Raw genomic sequence first — 23,234 nt, forward strand, 5'->3', positions numbered from 1 at the left:
GACTTATTGCACCTCATCCACGGCTTTCAGAAGGTCGGCGCCCTGCGGGTTGTCTTTCAGGAACATATCGCGTACCTGCGTACCGAGTGCGTCACTAAAGGCTTTACGGTCGATGTCGGTCAGGACTTCAACGCCAGCTTCTTTCATGCCATCGATAATTTTTTGCTGATCTTCGGCGACCAGTTTTCGCTGGTAGTCACCCGCTTCTTTGGCAGAACTCAGCAGCGCTTGCTGGATATTCGGGCTCAGGGAGTCGAATTTAGATTTATTGATCACGACCAGCAGAGGTGAATATGCGTGATGGGTGAGGGAGAGGTATTTCTGTACCTCATAGAATTTTGCTGACCACACGACGTTGATAGGGTGTTCCTGGGCATCAATCGTACGGGTTTCGAGGCCGGTATAGACTTCGGCAAATGGCATAGGAATGGGATTAGCGCCGAAGATTCTAAATGCGGCAATATTCATTGGGCTGTTGTTGGTCCGGATTTTTAAGCCTTTCAAATCATCTGGTGTTTTCACCGGCGCACGAGAGTTGGTGACATCGCGCCAACCGTTTTCCCAGTAGGCCAGCACTTTTAATCCCTTGGGTTCGAGATCTTTTTTCAGCTCATCACCGACTTTTCCATCAAGCGTTTTGTGCGCGTGCGCGGTATCGCGGAACAGGAAAGGGACGTCCAGCAGATTCATCACCGGAGCCAGACCGGCAAAGTTATTTGAGCCGGACATTTCCATGTCGATCATGCCGCCACGCACGCCGCTGATCATCGCCTGCGCATTACCCAGCGTACTGTCAGGAAAGAGTTTTAAAACCAACTCGCCATTGGTTTTTTCTTTTAAGAGCTCATTGAATTTTTTCGCCGCAATATGCTGCGAGTCTGTTTGTGAGGTTTCATAACCAAAACGTAAGGATTGTGCTGCCTGAGATGACATAGTAAATGTAACCAGACCAGCCATTAATAATGTGTAGGTAACAGAACGTAGTTTCATTATATTTTCCTTTTTAGCTCATCCATTTGAGAGGGGTGGTAATCAACTCTGGAATAAAAATAAATAGGCCCAGAAGCATGAACAAAACCATGACGTAAGGCGCAACGCCTTTTACAGCATCATCAAATTTGAGTTTTGCAACGCCGCAGATAACGTTGAGGACGTTACCGACGGGAGGAGTAATAAGAGAAATAGAACAGTTGATAATAAACATGATACCAAAATAGATAGGGTCTATTCCGGCTTCTCTGACTAGCGGCATTAATACCGGCGTAAGAATTAAAACGGTTGGGGTCAGGTCCATTACGGTACTTATCATCATAATAGCCAGCATAATGACGATAAATAACAGTCGCGGAGAATCCACTAACGGCTGTAGCAAATCAGAGACCATCATTGGAAGTTCTGCGATGGTAATAAGCCATGCGGAAACGGCGGCGGCGGCAACTAAAAACATAACAACAGAAGTGGTTTTAGCGGCACCAACCAGAACACGATAAAGTGTAGCGAAGGTCATTTCGCGGTAGATAACGACGGCAACAAATAGGGCGTAGAAGGCTGCGACGGCACCGGCTTCTGTTGGGGTGAATAAACCTGAACGGAAACCGCCAATAATAATCACGGGTAAGAACAGCGCCCAAATCCCCGATTTTAATGACTGCCAAACTTCCCGCATGGAGGCTTTTGGCTGACGGGGAAGGTTTAGCCGACTGGCCTGCCACCACCAGGTAAGCATTAGCGCCGCGCCCATCATGATGCCCGGCGCTATTCCGGCCATAAACAGCTTACTGATAGACAGGCCGCTGGAAACGCCGAAGATAATTAACGGGATGGATGGCGGGATAATCGCGGCGATAATCCCGCCAGAACCGATAAGCCCCGCGGCGCGGTTTACCGGATAGTTGGCCTGGCGCATCATGGGAATCAGTAGCGCAGCGACGGCGGCGGTATCCGCTACCGCAGAGCCGGAAAGGCTCGCCATGATCATCGCGGCTAATACGCCGACATAGCCCAGACCACCGGCTTTATGTCCAACCAGCTTCATCGGGAGATCGACAATGCGCTGCGACAGGCCGCCTGCATTCATTATCTCGCCGGCCAGTATAAAAAAGGGAATCGCCAGCAGAGAGAAGCTGTCAGCACCGTTGACCAACGTCTGGGCGAGGATTTGTACGTCAAAAATATCCATCCAGAGCATCAGCGCCACGCCGCACAGCAGCAGGGACCACGCAATCGGCACACCAATCGCAATTGAGCCTAACAAGCTGACAAGAAATATCACTACGGTCATTATCAGACTCCTTGCGGCGGCTGCTGGGTTGGGGAGGCGCGCGTTATCAGGCGATATAAATGCCGAATTTCAAGCAGCGCGATAACCAGGCTGGTGGGAAGGGTTGCGGCATACATCAAACCAACCGGTAAACTCAGAATTGGGGAGAGGTCGCTCCAGTCCTGAAGCGTTTTTTTCGTGGTCCCCACAGCAAGCGCAAGGCAGAGGAGTAAGACGAGCGAGTGGGTTAATATCGCCATGCGCCGCTGATTATTCGGCGAGAGCTTTTCGACCAGAAAGGAAACCTGCACATGGCTGCCATCCATAAAGGCCACTATCGCACCAATAAAGGTCAGCCAGACGAACAGAAAACGAGATAATTCATCTACTGATAATATGCTGGTGTGAAAGCCATAGCGTAAAATTATATTAATAAAAACAATGCATGATAGCACTGCAATTATGAGTGCGAGAATGGCTTCGAGTATTCTCTTCATTAGCGTTCCTTCAGACTATATTTCTGTTAATGAAAATGTGCATTAAAGTTTTTAGATGGCAAAGTTAAGAGCTCTCTTGATATGCTTTTTCCATTAAAGAAATACCATCGCGTAATATCTCTATACGATGCTGGATATCAGCATTAGCATCTATTTCCAACAGCTTAATACCGGAAAAATGTAATGCGGATGGCGGCGCTATATTCAATAATTCTTTAACATGGTCGAGCGTCATGATGCTTTCCGGGCAGAAAGGGGCAAAGGGAGCATGAAGATCTTGCCATTCACCGTAATCCCCCGTTTGCGTGGTACCGGAGAACATCAGGCCACGCAATTTACCTGCGCGTTGGGCGCTTAATGCATGCTGTCGCGGCAGCGATGTATTCCGGCCCTCAATCGCTGAACGCGCCCAGTTAATACAGACGCCGATGTCATAGTCAGCGATGACTTCCAGCACGTTTTCTAATGGCAGGAATCCCTTACGGGGAGTGGTGCCGGTCATGGCATCGCAATGTTCCAGCACCAGATCGCAGGACCAGTCCCAACCGGCAATCTCTTTCAGTGAACGGGCAAAGGCATCGGTGGCTTGAGCCACGTTCGGATTACCTGCCAGCGGTGCGGCATGCAGTTCAAGGGCGATGACCTTCCCGGCGCTGTTGGCATTGAGCTTATTAATCTTCTGATACAGGTGGCGATAGTAATCGACACAGGTTTTACGCTGGGTTTCATCGCTGGAGGCAAGGCCAAAACTGCCGTTTTCGCCGCGACGGCGCATGGTTTCCATAATCGCAGTCACCACAATTTGCCATTCAGCCGGGGTGTGGCGTAATAACCACTCATCACCGTAGGGGTGAAGATTTTCCAGGCACGGCTGTTCCAGACCGCGGATATGCGGCGTGTCAGCAAGCTGTCGCCAGAATTCCATCTCCAGCTTTTCATTTTGTTGGTGAAATGAGGGCGCACAGGGGTACGCACCGATTATAAAACCGGTATGATTCATTTTCATTTACCGCTCCTGAATAGAAGTTGTATTAACTCAGCGCAGTTAGCGCTATTTTGACCACAACTTTCCTTATTGCCGTTGCTTCTTTTTTATTACACCCTGGGCGATGCACATCTTGTGGAAAAAAGATGGCATAGCTGCCCGGTATCATTTCAAAAAATGATTCATGTTCACTGTCGTGGTAGTAAATAATGTCGCGTTGTTCCAGCAGCGACTCGCTAATTTCGTTATTCCCGGTATCGATAGCCAGCCCGATCTTTTCCTCACCCCACGCCATAAATTGAACATCCAGATATCGGCGATGTACTTCAGGCAATATTTCCGTATAGGGCCGGGTGGTGAGATCGAGTATTTGCGCGTAAATAGTCCTTCCTTCAATTTCAACCACTCCAGGTTCCAGCGTTTGAAAGTCGGTGGTACGCAGGAAGTCGAGTGCTTTTTCAATCGCTGCCGGAAGTCGGTAGGGATTCGGTTGTGAAATATGACCAAAAATCATAATGTTTCCCTCTACAATGATTTGATCTTCGCCCATACGCTGTCATCAACGGTGATACCGTTGCGGCGATTCTCCTCTAACAAGCGAGTGAACTCATGGCCTGGGAGGCGGACTGCGACGTTTTCATCTGCGCGTTCGGCAGTGGTGATAAAGTCCATGATGCGTTGTAGCTTGGCGTCGCGGGTCGCGCCGTCAATTAACTTATCAACTTCGATAGCGATGAAAATCTGCGAGATGCCGTATTCATCGCTGTTATCTTCGGTAACCTCAGCAACCGATGCGCCATCGGAGAGCAGCGTCGCTATCATGTCCAGCACGATGGACATACCGGAGCCTTTCCAGTATCCCATTGGCAGAATGCGCCTGTTTTTTTCAATTACGCCAGGTTCTTTGGTTAAGTTGCCATCGTCATCAAAGCCCCCGTCAACCGGAAGTTTACGACCAGCGAGACGGTTAACTTCCAGCATGCCGTAGGAGAACATCGACATCGACATATCAACCATGGTGATTGGCGTTGACGGGATGGCAACGATCAGCGGGTTGGTACCGATGCGACACTCTTTCGCTCCCCACGGTGGCATCACTGCAATGGAGTTGGTCCAGCAAATGCCAATGTAGCCTTTTTCTGCCGCCTGCCAGCCATAGCTGCCGCCGCGCATCCAGTGGTTGGCATTGCGTACCGCGACCAGCCCAATACCGTGGCTGGAGGCCAGTTCTATGGCTCTGTCCATCATCTTTTGGGCGGTGAGGTTACCGATCGAACGCTGGGCATCCCACTGTTCTATCGCGCCCAGCGTGGTGATGCGTTCTGGCTGTGCGTCAGGAATAATATCGCCGTTTTCCAGTTGCTGAATAAAGCGCGGGAAGCGGTTTACGCCATGGGAATAGACGCCTGACTCGGTGGTGCGTGCGAACATCTCCGCGCAGGCGTCAGCGGTTTCGGCTGCTACGCCCCGGGCCGTCAGGACGCGGGCAAACTCATTCTTCAGGTCTGCAAAGCTAAGTAACATACGTCGTCTCCGTTGGGTTTTGTTTGTTTCACATAGTGAAATCTGGTTCCAAAAATATTATTCAGGGGCAAAAAAAAGCTGACAGAAGCGCTGTCGGCATGCATTTTGCTGATTTATTACCGTGCTTTAGCTGCGTTGATCGCTACGCGATAGAGCGATGTGGTCGCCGTAATGTACAGCTCACTATTGTCCTTTCCACCAAAAGTGCAGTTTGATACGCGCTCTGGAATGGCGATTTTTTCCAGCAGAGATCCTTGTGCTGAAAGGATAAGAACGCCATTTTCACAACTGCAGTAGATATTGCCCGCCCGGTCGACACAAAAACCGTCCGGAATACCGGGGGCAATCTGGGCGACAACGTGTGAAAACAGGGCGTTATCACCCGTCAGCCTATAAGCTCGTATCTCGCGGCGACCCTGCTGCGGGAAATCAATCACCGACATATCAGCGATATAAAGCCAGCGGTCATCAGGCGAAAAGGCTATCCCGTTTGGTCGCTGTGTGTCGCAAATGGCGATGGCAACCTGCCCGCAGTCCGGATCAAATCGGTACACATAACAGCCAATGACCTGACTCTCAGCGCGATACCCCTCTTCGTTGCTGGTAATGCCGTAGGGGGGATCGGTGAACCAAATCGAGCCATCCTGACGGATAGCGACATCGTTGGGGGAATTAAACCGACGCCCTTCGATTTTATCGACCAGCATCGAGCAGGTGCCGTCGGCGTCAGTACGGCTGATACCGCGGCGACCATGCTCACAGGTAATGATTCTTCCTTGCCCATCAAGCGCGTTCCCATTGGCAAAATGGGACTCGGCGCGAAACAGACTGACGCCATGTCGGTCATCCCAGCTGAACATCCTGTTGCCTTTAACATCGCTGAAAATCAGACGCTGCTGCGTTGGAAGCCAGACCGGTCCTTCAGCCCAGATGGCGGGAGAGCAGAGGCGCTCCACGCTATCTGGGGTGTGGAAGGTATACGCCGTCATTTATTTCACGCCCCATATTGCTTTGTAATGCGTGCGGTAATCATTGCCCGGGTCAAATTCGTTTTTCTGGCCACCGTCGGCATTTATATTCTCTTTGGTGACCAGATGCGCTGGGGTGATATAGCCTGAGGGCTTTTCCCCGGCAAATGCACGGTTGAACTCATCCAGTAATTGCCAACCATGCAGTTTTAATGGCTCGGGTACGGTAGCAATCTGGCTTCTGTCATCCCGCACGCGCTGGTAAGCGGTAACTGAGCCATCCCCGGCAGAGATGTTGAACGGTGGCGTGCCCTTGCTGCCTTTGTTGGTGCTTTGCAGTGCCGGGGCCATAAAGTCAAAATAGAGGTCGTTTATTGCCAGTGAATACTGAAAATCATCGCCATATTTTTGTATCAGGCTATAGGTCATACCGGGCATACGATTTGACGTATCGGCAAGCGGCGTATCAATAAACTCCACGACTTTACAGCCCTGGCACTGGTTGATGACCTCTTTCATGGCATTCGCCTTATCCAGCGCGATTTGGTAGAGAGAATCCGTGAAGATCAGCACTTTTGCCGTGCCGTTTGATTGCGCAACGGCATACAAAGCAGCCATGCGCGACACTTCGTTAGAATCAGAAGTGACATTATAAAAAATGTTGTACGAAGGCACCGGACCGGGGGCAGGTACGGCGTGCCAGGCGGTAAGAATAATGCCTTCTCTTACGGCTTTCTTCAGCGGAATTTTTGCTACGTTAGGGTTCCATCCGCCGATGACGATGCCATCAGGTTTACGGGCAATGGCCTGATTTAATGCCGCCAACTGGTCTTTAACTGAGCCCGCACCATCCAGAACATCCAGCGACCAGCCTGCGGCACTGGCGGCTTCGGCTAAGCCCTCTTTCACACCAAGTACGCCGCCATTTTTCATGTCCGAAGCAATAAAAATGATCTTTTTATTTGCCTGCAATTTCGGCCCCTGCGTCGGCCCGTCCCACTCAGTGACCGGAGAGGTTGCTTTGGCAATAGCGGCTTTGGCCTGCTCAACGAAGGCGTCTTCAGCAAGCGTTGCGCCGGAGGTGATTAACAGACCCGTAGCCAGGAGATAAGAAACTATTTTTTTGTTCATTTTCAGTTCCTTCAGTGTGTGATTTTTTCGCCAACTGCGGACTCAGGGTCCGGTTGTGGTCGCTGGATTAATTTTTTGCTCTGAGCACGGCGGCGCTGCGCATAACCTGCCAGGGTGATGGAGAAGAGTAGCGTTGCGCCGTTAAACAGCGGCTCGACCCAGAATGCGCCGCCAAATTGCTGAATACCGGCAATACCGATCGCCAGCACGGCAATCCCCACCACCGTTCCCCAGACGTTAACGCGTCCAGGACGAATCGTGGTGCTGCCAAGGAAAGCGCCGACCAGAGCAGGAAGCAGATAGTCCATTCCGACGCTGGCCTGTCCCACACCCTGTTCGGCAGCGATGATCACGCCGGTGAACCCGGTGAGCGTGCTGGAGGTGATGAATGCCCCGATGGTGTAGCGGTTAACGGCAATTCCATTGAGCGCTGCTGCGACAGGGTTACCGCCTACGGCGTACATGCATCGCCCGATCGGGGTGTGTTCCGTGACTATCCACAACACAATGGCAGCGAATAGCACATAAAACGCGACAATGGGGATACCAAACACATCTGTGTGATGAAGGGCAATAAACGCATCCGGAAGATCACCGACGATTTGCCGTCCGCCGGAGTGCCAAAGCGCAATGGCGTAAAGCACCGTCCCGGATCCGAGCGTTGCGACAAAACTGTCGATATCCGCCAGCGCAACCAGAATGCCGTTCAGTAAGCCATAGAGTGCGGAAAGGACCAGCACGATGAGCACCGCCATCGGCCAGGAAAAACCGTATTCCACTTGCAGCGTGATCGCGAGGATATGCCAGAGCACGATTCCGAAGCCGACATTCAGGTCTATTTTGCCCACAATCATGGGGATTGTGGCGGCCAGCGCGAGCAGGGCTATTTTGGATTTACTGTCGAGAATAGCCTGAAGCGTTAATAACGACGCGAAGGAGGGCGTTGTCAGAGAAAACAGAGCAATCAGTAAAATACAAATCACCGGTAGTCCGTAACGGGTTGAGAACTGACCCAGCCACGGTAAAAAGCCGTGCTCTTGTAATGAGACGCGAGATTCAAGCGCCGTTGATTTCATTGATGTTTTAGCCATGATTCACACCCTGGTTAATGTGCTGTGCCGCTGCCGGAGGCAAGCTCCAGTAATTTTGCGAAGGTGACATCCTGATTAATGAGTTCACCGACAATTTTGCCGCGATTAAATACCAGCGCGCGGTTACAGATATGTGCCACTTCTTCCAGGTCGTTAGAGATAACCAGGATAGCGACGCCTTTTTCTAAGGCTGCATTAAGTAAATCGTAGATTTCAGCGCGAGCACCAACGTCAACCCCGGCTGAGGGATCTTCCAGAATCAGTAGCGGCGCATTTAATGACAGCCAGCGTGCCATAACGACCTTCTGCTGATTCCCGCCTGACAGGGCGCTAATCTCAATATTGATTTGTGCCGGGCGCACATCGAACTGAGCTATTTTTTCCCAACTTAGCGGCGCTTCTCGTTGTTCGTTATAGCGAGACCAGGATGAATGCCCGTGTTTGCAGGGATTAAGAAACAAGTTTTCGCGCACCATCATGCCGGGGACCAGGCTTTCGCCAAGACGATCGCCCGCCACGAAGGAGACGCCTGCCGACATCGCTTCTCCTGGCGTTGATGCGTGGTATGGCGTATTGCAGAGTTCAATTGTGCCCTGGCTTGCAGTGCGGCAGGCAAAGAGTAAGCGACCGATTTCTTCCTGGCCTGCGCCGCGTAATCCCGCTAAAGCGACCATTTCACCTGCGCGCAGGGAAAAGGACACCGGGCCGGTATCGCCGACGCAGACGTTTTCCAGTTTCAACAGCGTCGGGGCCGTGCTGTCAGGCAGAGGTAAACGCTGCTTATCACGTAATGCTTCGCCAACAATCAGTTCCACCAGGCTGCGCAATGTGTAATGGGCAATGTCTCCACCGCCGGCATAGCAACCATCGCGCATGGCACAGACGCTATCGGCCATCTCCATGACTTCATCCAGGCGGTGGGTGATGTAAATCATACCGACCTGCTTTTCCCGCAGTACGTTCATGACGCGAAAAAGGTGACGAACATCATCGGCAGGCAATGATGCAGTGGGTTCATCGAGGACTAAGACAGAGGCTTCAACGGCAACCGCACGTGCAATTGCCAGCAGCGATTTCTCCGTGCGTGATAGGTCGAATACGCGATCGTCAGGATCAAGATCGATACCGATCCCTTCCAGCGCCGCTTTGGCCTGCTCACGCGTTTTTTGCCAGTCGATCAAGCCAAAGCGGCGCGGAAAGCCCATCACCATGGCCATGTTTTCGGCGACGGTCATCCACTCAACCAGCCCTAAATCCTGGTGAATAAAGGCGATCGGCTGTTGATTGCCTTTTTTAATTGCGGCGGCAGAGTCGATAGGCGCGCCGTTAAATTTAATTTCGCCGCTGTCGCGTGAGTAGACTCCGGCCAGAATTTTGATAAGCGTTGATTTCCCTGCACCGTTCTCACCTAACAAGGCAACGACCTGGCCTGGGTAGATGTCCAGGCTGACATCATTAACGGCGACATTACCGCCAAAGCGTTTGACGATATGGCGCATAGATAACAGGGGCGGTATGGCCGTTTTTTCCATCATCATAATGAGCTCCCGGCACGTTCTTGGAGTACTTATTGAACTTTAAATTTCAATATACGAAATCTGATTTCAAATATAACGATAGGTTTTTCACAAAGCAATCTGTCCATTGATTTAAAAAATATTATAAAATCAAATGATTATAAATTATCTGTCGAGATCGTGAACTGAAACACACTTTGCGTTACCATCAGAGCGCGACGAAAAAGTGGAGCGGAAGCGATGGTCACAAAAGAGTGCGAAATGGCGCAAGATAAAGAGAGGCCTGCGGGAAGTCAGAGTCTGTTCCGCGGGTTGATGCTGATTGAGATCCTCAGTAATTACCCGAATGGTTGCCCGCTGGCGCACCTGTCGGAGTTGGCAGGGTTGAACAAAAGTACTGTCCATCGTTTATTGCAGGGGCTGCAATCTTGCGGATACGTGACGCCGGCCCCGGCTGCGGGGAGCTATCGCCTGACAACGAAGTTTATTGCTGTCGGTCAGAAGGCCTTGTCATCGCTCAATATCATCCACGTCGCGGCACCACACCTTGAGTCGCTCAACCTGGCGACCGGTGAGACGGTGAACTTTTCCAGCCGTGAAGATGACCATGCGATTTTGATTTATAAGCTGGAACCGACGACCGGTATGCTGCGCACTCGCGCCTACATCGGTCAGCACATGCCGTTGTACTGCTCGGCGATGGGCAAGATCTACATGGCATTTGGTCATCCTGATTATGTTGAGAGCTATTGGAATACTCATCAGGACATTATTCAGCCGTTGACCCGCAATACCATTACCGGCTTGCCTGCGATGCATGATGAACTGGCGCAGATCCGCGAGCGTAATATGGCAATGGACAGGGAAGAGAATGAGTTAGGCGTTTCCTGCCTGGCGGTGCCGGTTTTCGATATTCATCGACGGGTGCCTTACGCTATCTCCATTTCTCTATCGACATCGCGCCTTAAGCAGGTGGGGGAAAAAAATTTACTCAAACCGCTGCGCGATACGGCAGAGGCTATTTCCCGTGAGTTGGGGTTTACCGTGCGCGAAAACTAAGGCAAATGCCCAGATCGTTGCGGATATTTGATAAAAAAAGCCGCTGACTCCATTCAGGATCAAGGCGCGAGACCGGCTTTTTCTGGCAACCTGCATTTTTATCCCCAATGGAGCAAGGATGAACCGGTTTATTATCGCAGATGCGCAAAAATGCATTGGCTGCCGTACCTGTGAAGTCGCCTGCGTGGTGTCCCATCAGCAGGACCAGGACTGTTCTGGCGTCTCCGCCACGCACTTTGCGCCGCGGATCCGCGTGGTGAAAAATGACGATATCTCGACGGCAACGCTGTGCCGCCAGTGCGAGGATGCACCCTGCGCGAATGTTTGTCCTGAAGGCGCTATCCGCCGTGAAAACTCAGTCTGGCGTGTGGATCAGCGGCGCTGCATCGGATGCAAAAGCTGCATGATAGCGTGTCCATACGGCGCAATGACCGTGATGCTGGTGGATGATAGCGTACAGGCGTTGAAGTGCGATTTGTGCAGCCATCGCGAAGAGGGGCCTGCCTGCGTGGCGGCGTGCCCGACTCAGGCGCTGCATTGCATGGAGCCGGTGGAGCTGGAAAGAATAAGCGCCGAGCGCCGGCGACGGACGGCGCTGGCGATGTAGCGTGCTCCCCGGAGGCGGTGCTGGCGCACCAGTCCGGGCAGATGGCTGGAAATCTGTAGACCGGTTAAGCGTAGCGCAAACCAGGAATATCCCTCAATGTCGGGTCGCCTGACGCGTCATTACGCGTCCTGCTCACCCCAGGCGCGTTCAACTTCTTCGGCAAGAATCTTCACGCCAACTTCAATCTTCTCCGGGTCCGGAACGTAATTCATGCGCATGCATTGATGCGTATGTGGCCAGGGTTTATCCAGCCCAGGGAAGAAGTAATCGCCCGGCACCATCAGAACGCCGCGCTTTTTCAGGCGCTGGTACAGCAGCTCGGTGGAAATCGGCAGATCCTTAAACCACAGCCAGAGGAAAATCGCCCCTTCCGGCTTGTGGATCAGGCAGCGCTCTTCCGGCAGATAGCGGCGAATAATGGCGATAGTTTCCTGTACGCGCTGGAAATAGAACGGTTTAATCACGGTTTCCGACAGGCGCAGCAGGTCGTTGCGTTTAATCATCTCACACATCATGGCTGGCCCCATCCCGCCTGGGGCGAGGCTGATAATGCCGTTCATATTGCTGATGGCGGTGATGATTTTCTCGTTGGCGATGATAATCCCGCAGCGGCTGCCCGGCAGGCCGAGCTTGGAGAGGCTCATGCACAGGACGATATTCGGATTCCACAGCGGTCTGGCGTCACTGAAAATAATCCCCGGGAACGGAACGCCGTAGGCATTATCAATAACCAGAGGGATGCCATGCTGATTGGCCAGCGCATCCAGCTTGATTAGCTCGTCGTCGGTAATAACGTTGCCGGTCGGGTTGGTGGGGCGAGAAACGCAGATCATCCCCGTCTCTTCCGTTACCTGCAAATGCTCGAAATCCACGTGATACTTAAACTGGCCTTCCGGTAGCAACTCAATGTTCGGACGTGTGGCGACAAACAGATCTTCTTCGAGGCCGGAATCGGCATAGCCGATGTACTCAGGCGTCAACGGAAACAGCACCTTACGGGTAGTTCCATCCGCACGACGGCCTGCGAAGAGGTTAAACAAGTAGAAAAACGCGCTCTGACTGCCATTTGTCAGTGCAATATTCTGTGGCTCGATCTCCCAGCCCAGTTCATCACGTAGCATTTTCGCCAGCAGGACCAGCAGCTCGCTTTTACCCTGCGGGCCGTCATAATTACAAAGCGCATCAAGGGCTTTGCCGCTATTCAGCATGTCGGCTAGCAGGCTATGGAAGTAATCATTCATTTCCGGAATCTGTGCGGGATTACCGCCGCCCAGCATGATGGCGCCCGGCGTGCGCAGGCCGTCATTAAGGTCTTCCATCAAGCGGGTGATGCCCGAATGACGGGTAAATTTGTCGCCAAAAAGTGAAAATGTCATCGCGATTAATCTGTCGGTATCCCTGGAAAGTGGGTAACCATAACGCCAGCGCAGACAGGGTGCAAATCGAGGGACTGGAAGGATATTTCTGTTTTGTGCTGCCAGAGAAGTCTTTTTTGGATATTTATCCTGAAAACGCTCCCCTGATAATCAGGGGAGCGTGCTGCTATGTGATTACTGCTGGCCCGCCCACACCACCATCACCTTGTCGTCGCCGCTCTCGCGGATAAAAGCGTAGCCTTTTGGCATCGATAGCGTGGTTTGTTTGCCCATGCCAATCGCCGGATGGCGGGCGCGGAACTGGCCCAGTTTCTCCCAGTGGGTGACGCTGCGTGCGGCTTTACCGCTGACATCCTGCCAGTTCATATCCGAACGCGTGCCCTGCAGCGGATCGGAACCGGTCGGGCCGAACGGCCGTGAGGATTCATCTCCGTAGAATATTTGCACGGCTCCTGGCGCGAGCAGCAGCAACTCTGCCGCCGTACTGCCACCTTCACGGAACAGACTGGTATCGTGCGAGGAGAGATAGCTTAAGACGTTGAAGCCTTGAAGTTTCTCTGCCATTTGTTGCCAGGTCAGATCCATAGTGGACATACAGCTTGCCGCTTTCGACGCCTGATCCTGATAATCGAAGTTCAGCATCGCGTCAAAACCGTGGCGATAGTAATCGCTCTGCATTACGCCGTGGCCCCACGCCTCGCCGGTCATCCAGAATGGCGCGTTATCCAGCGCTTTTTCCGGGTTGGCCTTTTTCCATTCTGCCAGCGCTTGCGTGGCCTGAGTTTTTAACTGCTGCCAGGCGGCTTGTTCAACGTGTTTGGCGGTATCGACGCGGAAACCATCAATACCGTAATCACGCACCCATTGGCTCAGCCAGTGGGTCAGATAATCGCGTGGCGTGTAGCCAGGGATCTCTTTGGCTGCGGTATCTGGTTTATGGCGATAGAAGTTTGGCAGGCCGGAAGGCTCCGTGGATTCGGTTTTCAGGTCCGGCAGGAAAGCCAGCGACATGGTGAGATCGTCAAACCCGGGGTTGTCGTAGTCGCCGATATCGGTGCGGATCCATTTTTTACCCCACCATTTCTCCCATCCGGCTTTATCGCTGAAGTTGATGTAGTCGTTAAAGCTGTGCCAGCTCTGGCCTGCTCGAGGTTTCCAGTCGGTCCAGCGCTCGCCTAAAGTTTTTTTCAGCTCGTCGCCCTGGATGTACAGCGAGCCAAACTGGAACTCCTGCATGTCTGCCAGAGTCGCGTAGCCGGTATGGTTCATCACCACGTCGAACAGAATGCGGATCCCACGCTTGTGGGCCTCATCGACGAGACGGCGCAAATCGTCTTCCGTCCCCATGTTGGCGTCCAGTTTCGTCCAGTCCTGGGTGTAATAACCGTGGTAAGCATAGTGCGGGAAATCGCCCTTGGTGCCGCCGCCGACCCAGCCGTGGATTTGCTCCAGTGGTGAACTGATCCACAGCGCGTTGACGCCGAGCTGCTGAATATAATCAAGTTTGCTGGTTAGCCCCTGCAGGTCGCCGCCGTGGAAGGTGCCGATTTCCTGCATACCGTCTTTGTGGCGGCCATAGCTATTGTCGTTGGCCGGATTGCCGTTGACAAAGCGGTCGGTGAGGACGAAATAGACGGTGGCGTTGTGCCAGTTAAATGGTGCGGCAGCTTGAGTCTCCGCACGTTCAAGCAACAGCAGACCATTGCTGTTAAACGCCGGCTGTAGGGTGATTTTGCCGCTGCTGACGGTGGCGATATTGCCGCTGTAGAAGTCGCGAACTTTACTGCCTTCGGCGAAGGATTTGCTGACGTCGATGGTCAACGGTTTGCCATCCCATTTCGGACACTGCTTCAGCTGCGGCGCAGTGGCGGCGGCAGTCTGTTTCTCCTCCAGGGAAACCATCAGGGTTGGCGTACCCGAGCGGGTATCGACTTCCAGGGTATAGCGACCATCGCGGAATACGCGCCACTGCGCAGCCGGGTCACGGCAGGGCTCCATGGAAAGCATCTGGTTGAGTTTGATGATGCCAGCGGGCTGCCAGCACTGTTGGTCAAAATTAATTCGCAGAGGGCGCGTACCCTTTGCTACCTCGTTTTGACTGATAAATCTACCGGTGCCTTCTTCGGTAAAGGCGGGGAAATCTGCGGTGGTCCAGGCGGCGAAGGCCATCCCAGGCAACAGCAGCGACGCAAGCGCAGCGAGTTTCATTCCGGAGTCCTGTGTGCGGTGTTTTGTTCAGTTTGCGCGTCTGCTTATCTAATGAACTCATCCCGTCTGTGCTTTTCCAGGGAGGATGGATAAGGGTGAGTGATCGCGCTCAAAAAATGGACAAAAAATGAGATGACACTCGCATTTTCACCTCTTTGTGATGGTGCGGAAACCGATTTCAGATGACAGCTTTTAGGAATTGGACTATTTCTGTGGGTGCGTCATCTGGGTATTTTTGATACTATTCGCGATTCAACTATCGATTTTTTGTGAAAAACAAGGCGTTGGAATGATTGCATCCGACCAGGAGACCTAATGATATCGACTCCCATTCGACGATATGGGGCTGCGATACTCATGTTACTTACCTGTATATTTTCAGGTAGTGTGCTGGCAACAACACACACAGCAACAACGAGTCATAAAGCCCCAATTGTTAAAAAGAAAAATACCGTTAAAGTAAGCAAGGTAAGCAGTAAACAAGAGTATTCTCGCAATAGTGTAAAGAGCAGTTCACTTCCTGATTTGCGAAAATACCCTTCCGGGACACCAAGGAAAAAAGCGTTTCTCCGGACGGTAATGCCTTATATTACGAAACAGAATCAGGTGATTACTGCCGATCGTAACTGGCTGGTATCCAAGCAGTATGATGCGCGCTGGTCGCCGAGCGAGCGTACGCGCCTGAAAGAGATTGCCTCTCGCTATAAAGTGAAATGGTCTGGCAATACCCGCCATATTCCATGGAACTCACTGCTTGAGCGCGTCGACATTATCCCGAACAGCATGGTGGCTACTATGGCGGCGGCGGAAAGCGGCTGGGGAACCTCGAAACTGGCGCGGGTTAACAACAATCTGTTTGGTATGAAGTGTGGCGGTGGAAACTGTCGCGGCGCGGTGAAAGGCTACTCACAGTTTGATTCTGTGGAAGAGTCCGTTCAGGCCTACGTGAGAAATCTGAATACGCATCCGGCCTATTCGTCGTTCCGTAAATCGCGTGCGCAGATGCGCAAGGCCGATCAGGAACTGACCGCCAGCACGATGATTCACAAGCTGAAGGGCTATTCGACCAAAGGGTCGAGCTATAACAACTATCTCTTCGCGATGTATCAGGATAACCAGCGGTTAATTGCCGCACACATGTAATTGCTCATACATGTCGTCTAATGCCCGGTGCGCAAGCCCGGGCATTTTTCTTTGCCTTCTACATCATCACTTCACTGTGCCGGTCGCGGTACTCCTTCGGTGTTACGTCGTACTCTTTCTTAAATACTGAGTAGAAATATTGCAGCGACGGATAGCCGCACATCTGAGATATTTCGTTAATCGACAGCGTCGTCGACACTAGCAGACTGCGCGCTTTTTCTAGCTTCTCGCTGTGGATCACCGTGTGAATCGTCTCACCCACTTCCTCTTTGAAGCGCTTTTCAAGGTTGGAGCGCGAGATGCCGACGGCGTCCAGTACCTGTTCGACCTTAATCCCTTTGCAGGCGTTATTGCGGATATAGTGCATCGCCTGAATCACTGATGGGTCGGTTAGCGAGCGGTAATCGGTGGAACGGCGTTCTACCACGCGCATCGGAGGGATAAGCTGACGCTGAAGCGGTAGGTCTTCATTTTCCAGCAGACGATGCAGCAGCTTTGCTGCCTGGTAGCCCATTTGACGGGTCCCCTGGGCAACGGACGATAGGGCCACGCGCGACAGGTAGCGCGTAAGCTCTTCGTTATCAATGCCGATAACGCACAGCTTTTCCGGGACCGGAATATGCAGCCGCTCACAGGCCTGTAACACGTGGCGTGCGCGGGCATCGGTGACGGCGATAATTCCAGTTTGCGGCGGCAATGTTTGTAGCCAGTCGGCAAGGCGATTTTGCGCATGCTGCCAGTTCTCCGGGGCTGTTTCGAGACCCTGATACACCACGCCGCGATATTTCTCCCTGGCGACAAGCTGGCAAAACGCATGTTCACGCTCGGCTGCCCAGCCTTTGCAACTGGTTGTGGGCAGACCGTAAAAGGCGAAGCGGTTGATGCCTTTTTCTTTCAGATGGAGAAACGCGCTTTCGACCAGCGCGGCGTTATCGGTGGCGATGTAGTGAACCGGCGGATAGCATTCCGGCCGATGGAAAGAGCCGCCGACGCCGATGATAGGAACATCGACGCCGATCAGCAGATTTTCAATTTCCGGGTCGTCGTAATCGGCAATAACGCCATCACCTAACCACTCCTTAATGTTTTCAATTCGCGCCCGGAAATCTTCCTCAATGAAGATGTCCCATTCCAATTGCGATGCTTGTAGATATTCGCCAACACCTTCAACAACCTGGCGGTCGTAGGCTTTGTTGGCGTTGAATAACAGCGTAATACGGTGACGCTTTTCAAACATAGTGTTGTTCCTGGTCTCTTTCGCTGGCCGTACAATACCGACCAATGCCCGAATTATTTCAAGCTACTTGTGCCTAAGTTTGGCGGTAGCGCAAATAATTCGAGCATATTTGTTTTCAATACCATCAGCTTCGACGTTTAGTTGCTGAATCCATCCGCACCGCCAGCAGTAAAATGATGCCTTAAGCTCAGCAATCTTCCCGACTGAAGAGGAACCTACGTTCCAGAAGTGAGTTGAGAATCAGTCCGGTGAGGGCTGCCATCGGCATGCTGTCTTTAGGTACCATAGCACGCTGGCCAGCCCGACAATCAATCGTTATCTGATGACTTTATCGACTCTGTTTTGAGCCTGCACTTCATCGAATTTCTCGTTAGTTAGATGAAATATAAAAATTAGCTCCAGCGTTATCGTTCAGATGGTCGTTAGCGTAAACTGTCATTCCTTCTCATTATGCCCATTTAATATTGTTATCGTTATATGGAATAATAACCAGAATGTCGATGCGGCGATTTTTTCTGTTTTCAGTTTGTGATATTTGCGTTTCTTCATTTCCATTAGCTGACTGGATAAATATATTTACACTTGGTGATTCAGCTTTATTAACAAAAATATCGTTATCTTTTTTCCATCGTTCGAGTCGCAGGGCATCAATAGCCATACCTATTTTAACGTCCTTCTCGATACCCGGCAGGCTGGTCAGGAGGCATGAGGCGCAGAACGTGAGGCAAAGGTTTTTTATCTTCATAATAATAACACCTTTTTTTTAAAGTGAAGGATAAGAAGTGCGATGAAAATAAACGACCTGATACATAGAAGATTTTTAACTCGGAAACGGGCGATAGCAATTATCTATGCTTATTTTACGGTTATGAAATTTTGTTTATTTGTGAATTTATGACCGCGATCGTACTTTAATAATCAATTATCATCGTATTTCATTGATCTCTCATCATGTAAGCAGCGAAATTAGGTGTTTTACGTATTATTTTTGCGACCTGGCGCACGTTTGTGAATTCTCTCAATTGCGGTGTGAAATAACGTAATTGAGGAAAGTAAAAGGAGAATTCTATATTGGATTATGACTTATTACTCGCCGCACCCCTGAATATGGAGTTCATTATGCAGACCTATTTCGATCAACTTGATCGCGTTCGTTATGAAGGCCCGAAATCCGCTAACCCATTGGCTTTCCGTCATTACAATCCGGATGAGCTGGTGCTGGGCAAACGCATGGAAGATCACCTGCGCTTTGCGGCCTGCTACTGGCACACCTTCTGCTGGAATGGTGCTGACATGTTCGGTGTGGGTTCCTTTAATCGTCCCTGGCAGCAGCCGGGCGAAGCACTGGAAATGGCGAAGCGTAAAGCCGATGTCGCTTTTGAATTTTTCCACAAGCTGAACGTGCCTTATTACTGCTTCCACGATATCGACGTCTCTCCGGAAGGCGCGTCCCTGAAAGAATATGCCAATAACTTCGCGCAGATGGTTGATGTGCTGGCAGAAAAACAGCAGCAGAGCGGTGTCAAGCTGCTGTGGGGCACGGCGAACTGCTTTACTAACCCACGTTACGGCGCAGGTGCGGCAACGAATCCGGATCCGGAAGTATTCAGTTGGGCGGCGACTCAGGTGGTTACTGCGATGGATGCGACCCATAAACTGGGCGGCGAAAACTACGTTCTGTGGGGCGGTCGTGAAGGTTATGAAACCTTACTGAATACCGACCTGCGCCAGGAACGCGAGCAGATTGGCCGCTTTATGCAGCTGGTCGTTGAGCACAAACACAAAATTGGCTTCCAGGGCACGCTGTTGATCGAGCCAAAACCGCAGGAGCCGACAAAGCATCAGTACGATTACGACGCGTCTACCGTGTACGGTTTCCTCAAGCAGTTCGGTCTGGAAAAAGAGATTAAGCTGAACATCGAAGCGAACCACGCAACTCTCGCTGGCCACACTTTCCATCACGAAATTGCTACCGCCATCGCTCTTGGCCTGTTTGGCTCCGTTGATGCTAACCGTGGTGACCCGCAGCTGGGTTGGGATACCGACCAGTTCCCGAATAGCGTTGAAGAAAACGCGCTGGTGATGTACGAAATCCTTAAAGCGGGCGGCTTCACCACCGGCGGTCTGAACTTTGATGCCAAAGTCCGTCGTCAAAGCACAGACAAATACGATCTGTTCTACGGCCACATTGGCGCGATGGACACTATGGCGCTGGCCTTAAAAGTGGCAGCACGTATGATTGAAGGCGGTGACCTGGATAAACGCGTTGCCAAACGTTATGCCGGTTGGAACGGTGAACTGGGCCAGCAAATCCTGAAAGGGCAGATGAATCTGACTGAAATCGCTCAGTATGCGACTCAACATAACCTGGCTCCGCAGCATCAAAGCGGCCATCAGGAGCTGCTGGAAAACGTTGTTAATCGCTATCTGTTTGATAATTAATGATGATGCCCGGCTAGCCCGGGCATTGGCTATAGCAGATGCTTATTCGCGCCAGTAAGGAGAGACTGTATGTATATCGGGATTGATCTGGGCACCTCGGGTGTTAAGGCCATTTTGCTCAACGAGCAGGGCGAGGTCGTGGCTTCACATACCGAAAAGCTCGACGTATCGCGCCCGCACCCTCTATGGTCTGAACAAGATCCTGAACACTGGTGGCAGGCAACGGACTGCGCAATGAAAGCGCTGGGCGCGCAACACTGTCTGCGCGAGGTCAAAGCCTTAGGCATTGCCGGGCAGATGCACGGTGCAACGCTGCTGGATAAACAACAGCGCGTTCTGCGCCCGGCGATTTTATGGAATGACGGCCGCTGTGGCGAAGAGTGCGCGCTGCTGGAAGAGAAAGTCAGCCGTTCGCGGGAGATAACCGGCAATCTGATGATGCCTGGATTTACCGCACCGAAGCTGTTGTGGGTTCAGCGCCACGAATCTGAAGTCTTCCGCCAGGTTGATAAAGTTTTACTGCCAAAAGATTATTTACGTTTACGTATGACCGGTGAGTTTGCCAGCGATATGTCTGATGCTGCTGGTACGATGTGGATGGACGTGGCACGACGCGACTGGAGTGATGAAATGCTCACGGCTTGCGGGCTGAGCCGCGACAGCATGCCTGCTCTGTTCGAAGGTTGTGAAGTCACCGGCGCGCTTCGCCCGGCTATCGCCCAATCCTGGAATATGCCGGAAGCGCTGGTGGTGGCCGGTGGTGGCGATAACGCGGCGGGGGCCGTTGGCGTGGGCATGGCGGATGCCGGTCAGGCGATGCTGTCGCTGGGAACATCGGGCGTCTATTTTGCCGTCAGCGACGGTTTTCTTAGCAAACCGGAAAGCGCCGTTCACAGTTTCTGTCACGCGCTACCCGGACGCTGGCATCTGATGTCGGTGATGCTGAGTGCGGCCTCCTGCCTCGATTGGGCGGCTAAATTAACCGGTCTCGGTACGGTTCCAGCGTTGATTGCGGCGGCGGAATCGGCTAACGACGATGTCGATCCGGTCTGGTTTTTGCCCTACTTATCCGGAGAACGTACGCCGCACAATAATCCGCAGGCGAAAGGCGTCTTTTTCGGCCTGACTCATCAGCACGGCCCGGCCGAACTGGCTCGAGCGGTATTGGAGGGCGTCGGTTACGCTCTGGCGGATGGTATGGATGTGGTTCACGCCTGCGGCGTTAAGCCAGAGAGCGTGACGCTGATTGGCGGCGGCGCGCGCAGCGCGTACTGGCGTCAAATGCTGGCGGATATTAGCGGTCAGCAGCTTGATTTCCGCACTGGTGGCGATGTCGGACCGGCGCTCGGCGCGGCGAGACTGGCTCAGCTGGCGCTGCATAAAAATGTCGCATTCTCTGATCTACTCCCGCAACTCCCGTTGGAACAGGCTCATCGTCCGGATGCCGAACGTTTTGCCCGTTATGCCCCTCGTCGGGAAACCTTCCGGCAGATTTATCAGCAGCTTTTACCGTTGATGTCCTGATAAATTCGCCCCAGTTGATGGGGCGAATCCATTCTTTGAATGTGTCCTGATTTATTCATTCGTTATGTGTATTTATATATTCCGAATTTGTCGTTTCGGATGCGAAAAGTACCGATAATCACGTTTCATCAGTACATACTGGGGACTGTTTTTTGCCGTGGAGTCCCTATGAAAAATAATATTATTCCAAGGCTATTAATGGCCATTGGGGCGCTGATTTATCTGGTGGGTATCTGGCGTACCTGTCCGTTATTTAGCGGTAAAGGTTACTTCCTCGGGGTTCTGGTCATGGGCATGTTTGCCATGTTGGCCCACCAACGTACGATGCGAGAAGAACGCAAGAATGACGATGGTTTTGCTTCGCTATGTCGCCTGGTGCTTCTGCTATCAGTCGGTTTATTAATGGTCGGAGCCATGTTTGTGCCTGCCGCCTGGAATGAGAAGGCAATCTACGTGGTAGCATGGTTTGTTTGCATTTATGGCGCATCAGCAGTTCCATGCAAAACTGCACCATCGCGTGAAACGCAGCAAGGTCCCATTGAGTAAACTCAGCTCACTAAACGGCGAGAGTCAAATCGCTGAACCAGAACCGATAGCAGTAAACTCCCCAGCAGCGCCGCGCTGAATATCCAGGCAATATCCAATAGCGGCCAGCGGGCTAGCTCCAGCCCGCTGGCGCGCAGCGCATGGATGATCAGCGCATGAAAACCGTATATCCCTAATGAATGGCGCGCGATCGGCGCAATAAGCGGTATCTGGCGCGTATTGAGCGTATTTTTTGCCAGCGTCAGCAGGGCTATCGCGCAGACAAAAGCCGCCGGGCCACAGTATAAATACCAGGTATCGCCAAAGTCGCCGCGCCAGCGCAGTTCGTGCAGCGTCCCGCGTGATATCACCCATACTCCGGCGATGAAAAGCGTGGCACAAAGCGGGGTCAGCCATTTTTTATCGGTATCCATCATGCCGATGGCTCGTCCCAGCACGCCATATATCACATAGTAGAACGTATCACCGTTGATATAGAGATTAACCGGTAGCCACTCTATGCCTCCCGCTTTCACTGCTACCATATTGGGATTCGCCATAATGCCAATTACCAGCATCAGCGCCAGCAGCATCTTGCCGCTCACTTGTTTAACCTGGATCAGCGGTGAAAGCAGGTAAATGACGACGATAGCGAAGAAAAACCACAGATGGTAGAAAACCGGTTTTTGCAGCACATTCTTTAGCGACAGTTCGACGTTGATATGGGTGAACAGGGTGATATAGAGCAGAGACAGCGCGCTGTAAAAGAGGATGCACAGGCCAATGCGCAGAAAATGCCGGGGCTGGGCGCTACGCTCACCGAAAAATAAATAGCCTGAAATCATGAAAAATAGCGGTACGCTGACGCGGGATGTGGAGTTAAGGAAATTAGCAATGTCCCAATCCAGCAGGCTGATAGTATGCGGGTGAGTGATGTACCAGGTGGTGCTATGAATCATCACCACCATCAGGCAAGCAATACCGCGCAAATTGGTAATCCAGTTAATTTTTTCCTGCATCAGTGCCTCAATTACGCCCTCTTAGAAAAGGTCTGACTTCGATTATTCGCCGGTATCTCAGTGGAATAATCTGAGTTTATCGTCATAGACTTGTCGTGACATGGACTGATTTGCACAATGG

The 23,234-nt window shown here is 52.0% G+C and carries 20 protein-coding genes and 1 pseudogene; 6 read left to right on the forward strand and 15 right to left on the reverse strand.

The window, feature by feature from the left end:
- Positions 1–3: 3 nt before the first annotated feature.
- The 10 genes from yiaO to DA718_RS01070 all read right to left on the reverse strand — a co-directional run bounded on the left by yiaO (position 4) and on the right by DA718_RS01070 (position 9,991).
- A complete protein-coding gene (yiaO, locus tag DA718_RS01025; RefSeq protein WP_112215953.1) occupies positions 4–990 on the reverse strand; it encodes a 2,3-diketo-L-gulonate TRAP transporter substrate-binding protein YiaO in 987 nt (328 codons plus the stop codon).
- 13 nt (positions 991–1,003) lie between these two features.
- Positions 1,004–2,281, reverse strand: coding sequence for a 2,3-diketo-L-gulonate TRAP transporter large permease YiaN (yiaN, locus tag DA718_RS01030; protein ID WP_112215954.1), 1,278 nt, complete (start codon positions 2,279–2,281; stop codon positions 1,004–1,006).
- Between the two features lie 2 nt (positions 2,282–2,283).
- Positions 2,284–2,757, reverse strand: coding sequence for a 2,3-diketo-L-gulonate TRAP transporter small permease YiaM (yiaM, locus tag DA718_RS01035; RefSeq protein ID WP_112215955.1), 474 nt, complete (start codon positions 2,755–2,757; stop codon positions 2,284–2,286).
- A 64-nt stretch (positions 2,758–2,821) separates the two neighbouring features.
- On the reverse strand, positions 2,822–3,757 hold the full coding sequence (locus DA718_RS01040; protein ID WP_376767886.1) for a DUF4862 family protein: 936 nt from the start codon (positions 3,755–3,757) through the stop codon (positions 2,822–2,824).
- 31 nt (positions 3,758–3,788) lie between these two features.
- On the reverse strand, positions 3,789–4,256 hold the full coding sequence (locus tag DA718_RS01045) for a YhcH/YjgK/YiaL family protein (protein WP_112215957.1): 468 nt from the start codon (positions 4,254–4,256) through the stop codon (positions 3,789–3,791).
- A gap of 11 nt (positions 4,257–4,267) precedes the next feature.
- The gene (gene yiaK / locus DA718_RS01050; RefSeq protein WP_112215958.1) at positions 4,268–5,266 is read right to left on the reverse strand and encodes a 3-dehydro-L-gulonate 2-dehydrogenase; all 999 of its coding nucleotides are present in this window, start codon (positions 5,264–5,266) and stop codon (positions 4,268–4,270) included.
- 116 nt (positions 5,267–5,382) lie between these two features.
- The gene (locus DA718_RS01055) at positions 5,383–6,255 is read right to left on the reverse strand and encodes an SMP-30/gluconolactonase/LRE family protein (protein WP_112215959.1); all 873 of its coding nucleotides are present in this window, start codon (positions 6,253–6,255) and stop codon (positions 5,383–5,385) included.
- A complete protein-coding gene (locus DA718_RS01060) occupies positions 6,256–7,365 on the reverse strand; it encodes an ABC transporter substrate-binding protein (protein WP_112215960.1) in 1,110 nt (369 codons plus the stop codon).
- Positions 7,366–7,376: 11 nt separating this feature from the next.
- On the reverse strand, positions 7,377–8,456 hold the full coding sequence (locus DA718_RS01065; protein ID WP_112215961.1) for an ABC transporter permease: 1,080 nt from the start codon (positions 8,454–8,456) through the stop codon (positions 7,377–7,379).
- Positions 8,457–8,470: 14 nt separating this feature from the next.
- Positions 8,471–9,991 (reverse strand): sugar ABC transporter ATP-binding protein, encoded by a 1,521-nt coding sequence (locus DA718_RS01070; protein WP_112216012.1) that lies wholly within the window; start codon positions 9,989–9,991, stop codon positions 8,471–8,473.
- A gap of 222 nt (positions 9,992–10,213) precedes the next feature.
- Between DA718_RS01070 and yiaJ the strand changes: the two genes are divergently transcribed.
- Both yiaJ and DA718_RS01080 read left to right on the forward strand, forming a co-directional pair.
- Positions 10,214–11,032: an IclR family transcriptional regulator YiaJ gene (gene yiaJ / locus DA718_RS01075; protein WP_112215962.1), complete on the forward strand. Its 819-nt coding sequence runs from the start codon at positions 10,214–10,216 to the stop codon at positions 11,030–11,032.
- A gap of 118 nt (positions 11,033–11,150) precedes the next feature.
- Positions 11,151–11,639: a 4Fe-4S binding protein gene (locus DA718_RS01080; protein ID WP_112215963.1), complete on the forward strand. Its 489-nt coding sequence runs from the start codon at positions 11,151–11,153 to the stop codon at positions 11,637–11,639.
- Between the two features lie 119 nt (positions 11,640–11,758).
- Here the strand turns inward: DA718_RS01080 and avtA are convergent, their stop codons facing one another.
- Positions 11,759–13,015 (reverse strand): valine--pyruvate transaminase, encoded by a 1,257-nt coding sequence (avtA, locus tag DA718_RS01085; RefSeq protein ID WP_112215964.1) that lies wholly within the window; start codon positions 13,013–13,015, stop codon positions 11,759–11,761.
- Between the two features lie 174 nt (positions 13,016–13,189).
- Positions 13,190–15,223 carry an alpha-amylase gene (locus DA718_RS01090; protein ID WP_112215965.1) on the reverse strand — a complete coding sequence of 678 codons (2,034 nt, stop codon included), beginning with the start codon at positions 15,221–15,223 and terminating at the stop codon, positions 13,190–13,192.
- A 315-nt stretch (positions 15,224–15,538) separates the two neighbouring features.
- Here DA718_RS01090 and DA718_RS01095 point away from each other — a divergent pair, with 315 nt between their 5' ends.
- On the forward strand, positions 15,539–16,366 hold the full coding sequence (locus tag DA718_RS01095) for a protein bax (protein WP_112215966.1): 828 nt from the start codon (positions 15,539–15,541) through the stop codon (positions 16,364–16,366).
- Positions 16,367–16,424: 58 nt separating this feature from the next.
- Here the strand turns inward: DA718_RS01095 and xylR are convergent, their stop codons facing one another.
- A complete protein-coding gene (xylR, locus tag DA718_RS01100) occupies positions 16,425–17,603 on the reverse strand; it encodes a D-xylose utilization transcriptional activator XylR (RefSeq protein WP_112215967.1) in 1,179 nt (392 codons plus the stop codon).
- A 324-nt stretch (positions 17,604–17,927) separates the two neighbouring features.
- A pseudogene (locus DA718_RS01105) lies at positions 17,928–18,348 on the reverse strand (type 1 periplasmic-binding domain-containing protein); the annotation flags it as partial.
- Between the two features lie 374 nt (positions 18,349–18,722).
- Between DA718_RS01105 and xylA the strand changes: the two are divergent.
- The 3 genes from xylA (at position 18,723) to yiaB (ending at position 22,115) form a co-directional block, all read left to right on the forward strand.
- Positions 18,723–20,045, forward strand: coding sequence for a xylose isomerase (gene xylA, locus DA718_RS01110; protein ID WP_110276288.1), 1,323 nt, complete (start codon positions 18,723–18,725; stop codon positions 20,043–20,045).
- 69 nt (positions 20,046–20,114) lie between these two features.
- Positions 20,115–21,569 carry a xylulokinase gene (gene xylB / locus DA718_RS01115; protein WP_112215969.1) on the forward strand — a complete coding sequence of 485 codons (1,455 nt, stop codon included), beginning with the start codon at positions 20,115–20,117 and terminating at the stop codon, positions 21,567–21,569.
- Positions 21,570–21,737: 168 nt separating this feature from the next.
- Positions 21,738–22,115, forward strand: coding sequence for an inner membrane protein YiaB (yiaB, locus tag DA718_RS01120; protein WP_112215970.1), 378 nt, complete (start codon positions 21,738–21,740; stop codon positions 22,113–22,115).
- A 2-nt stretch (positions 22,116–22,117) separates the two neighbouring features.
- Here yiaB and DA718_RS01125 read toward each other — a convergent pair whose 3' ends face one another.
- The gene (locus tag DA718_RS01125; protein ID WP_112215971.1) at positions 22,118–23,113 is read right to left on the reverse strand and encodes an acyltransferase; all 996 of its coding nucleotides are present in this window, start codon (positions 23,111–23,113) and stop codon (positions 22,118–22,120) included.
- Positions 23,114–23,234: the final 121 nt, after the last annotated feature.

The sequence above is a fragment of the Klebsiella huaxiensis genome (genome assembly GCF_003261575.2).
Lineage (GTDB): Bacteria > Pseudomonadota > Gammaproteobacteria > Enterobacterales > Enterobacteriaceae > Klebsiella > Klebsiella huaxiensis.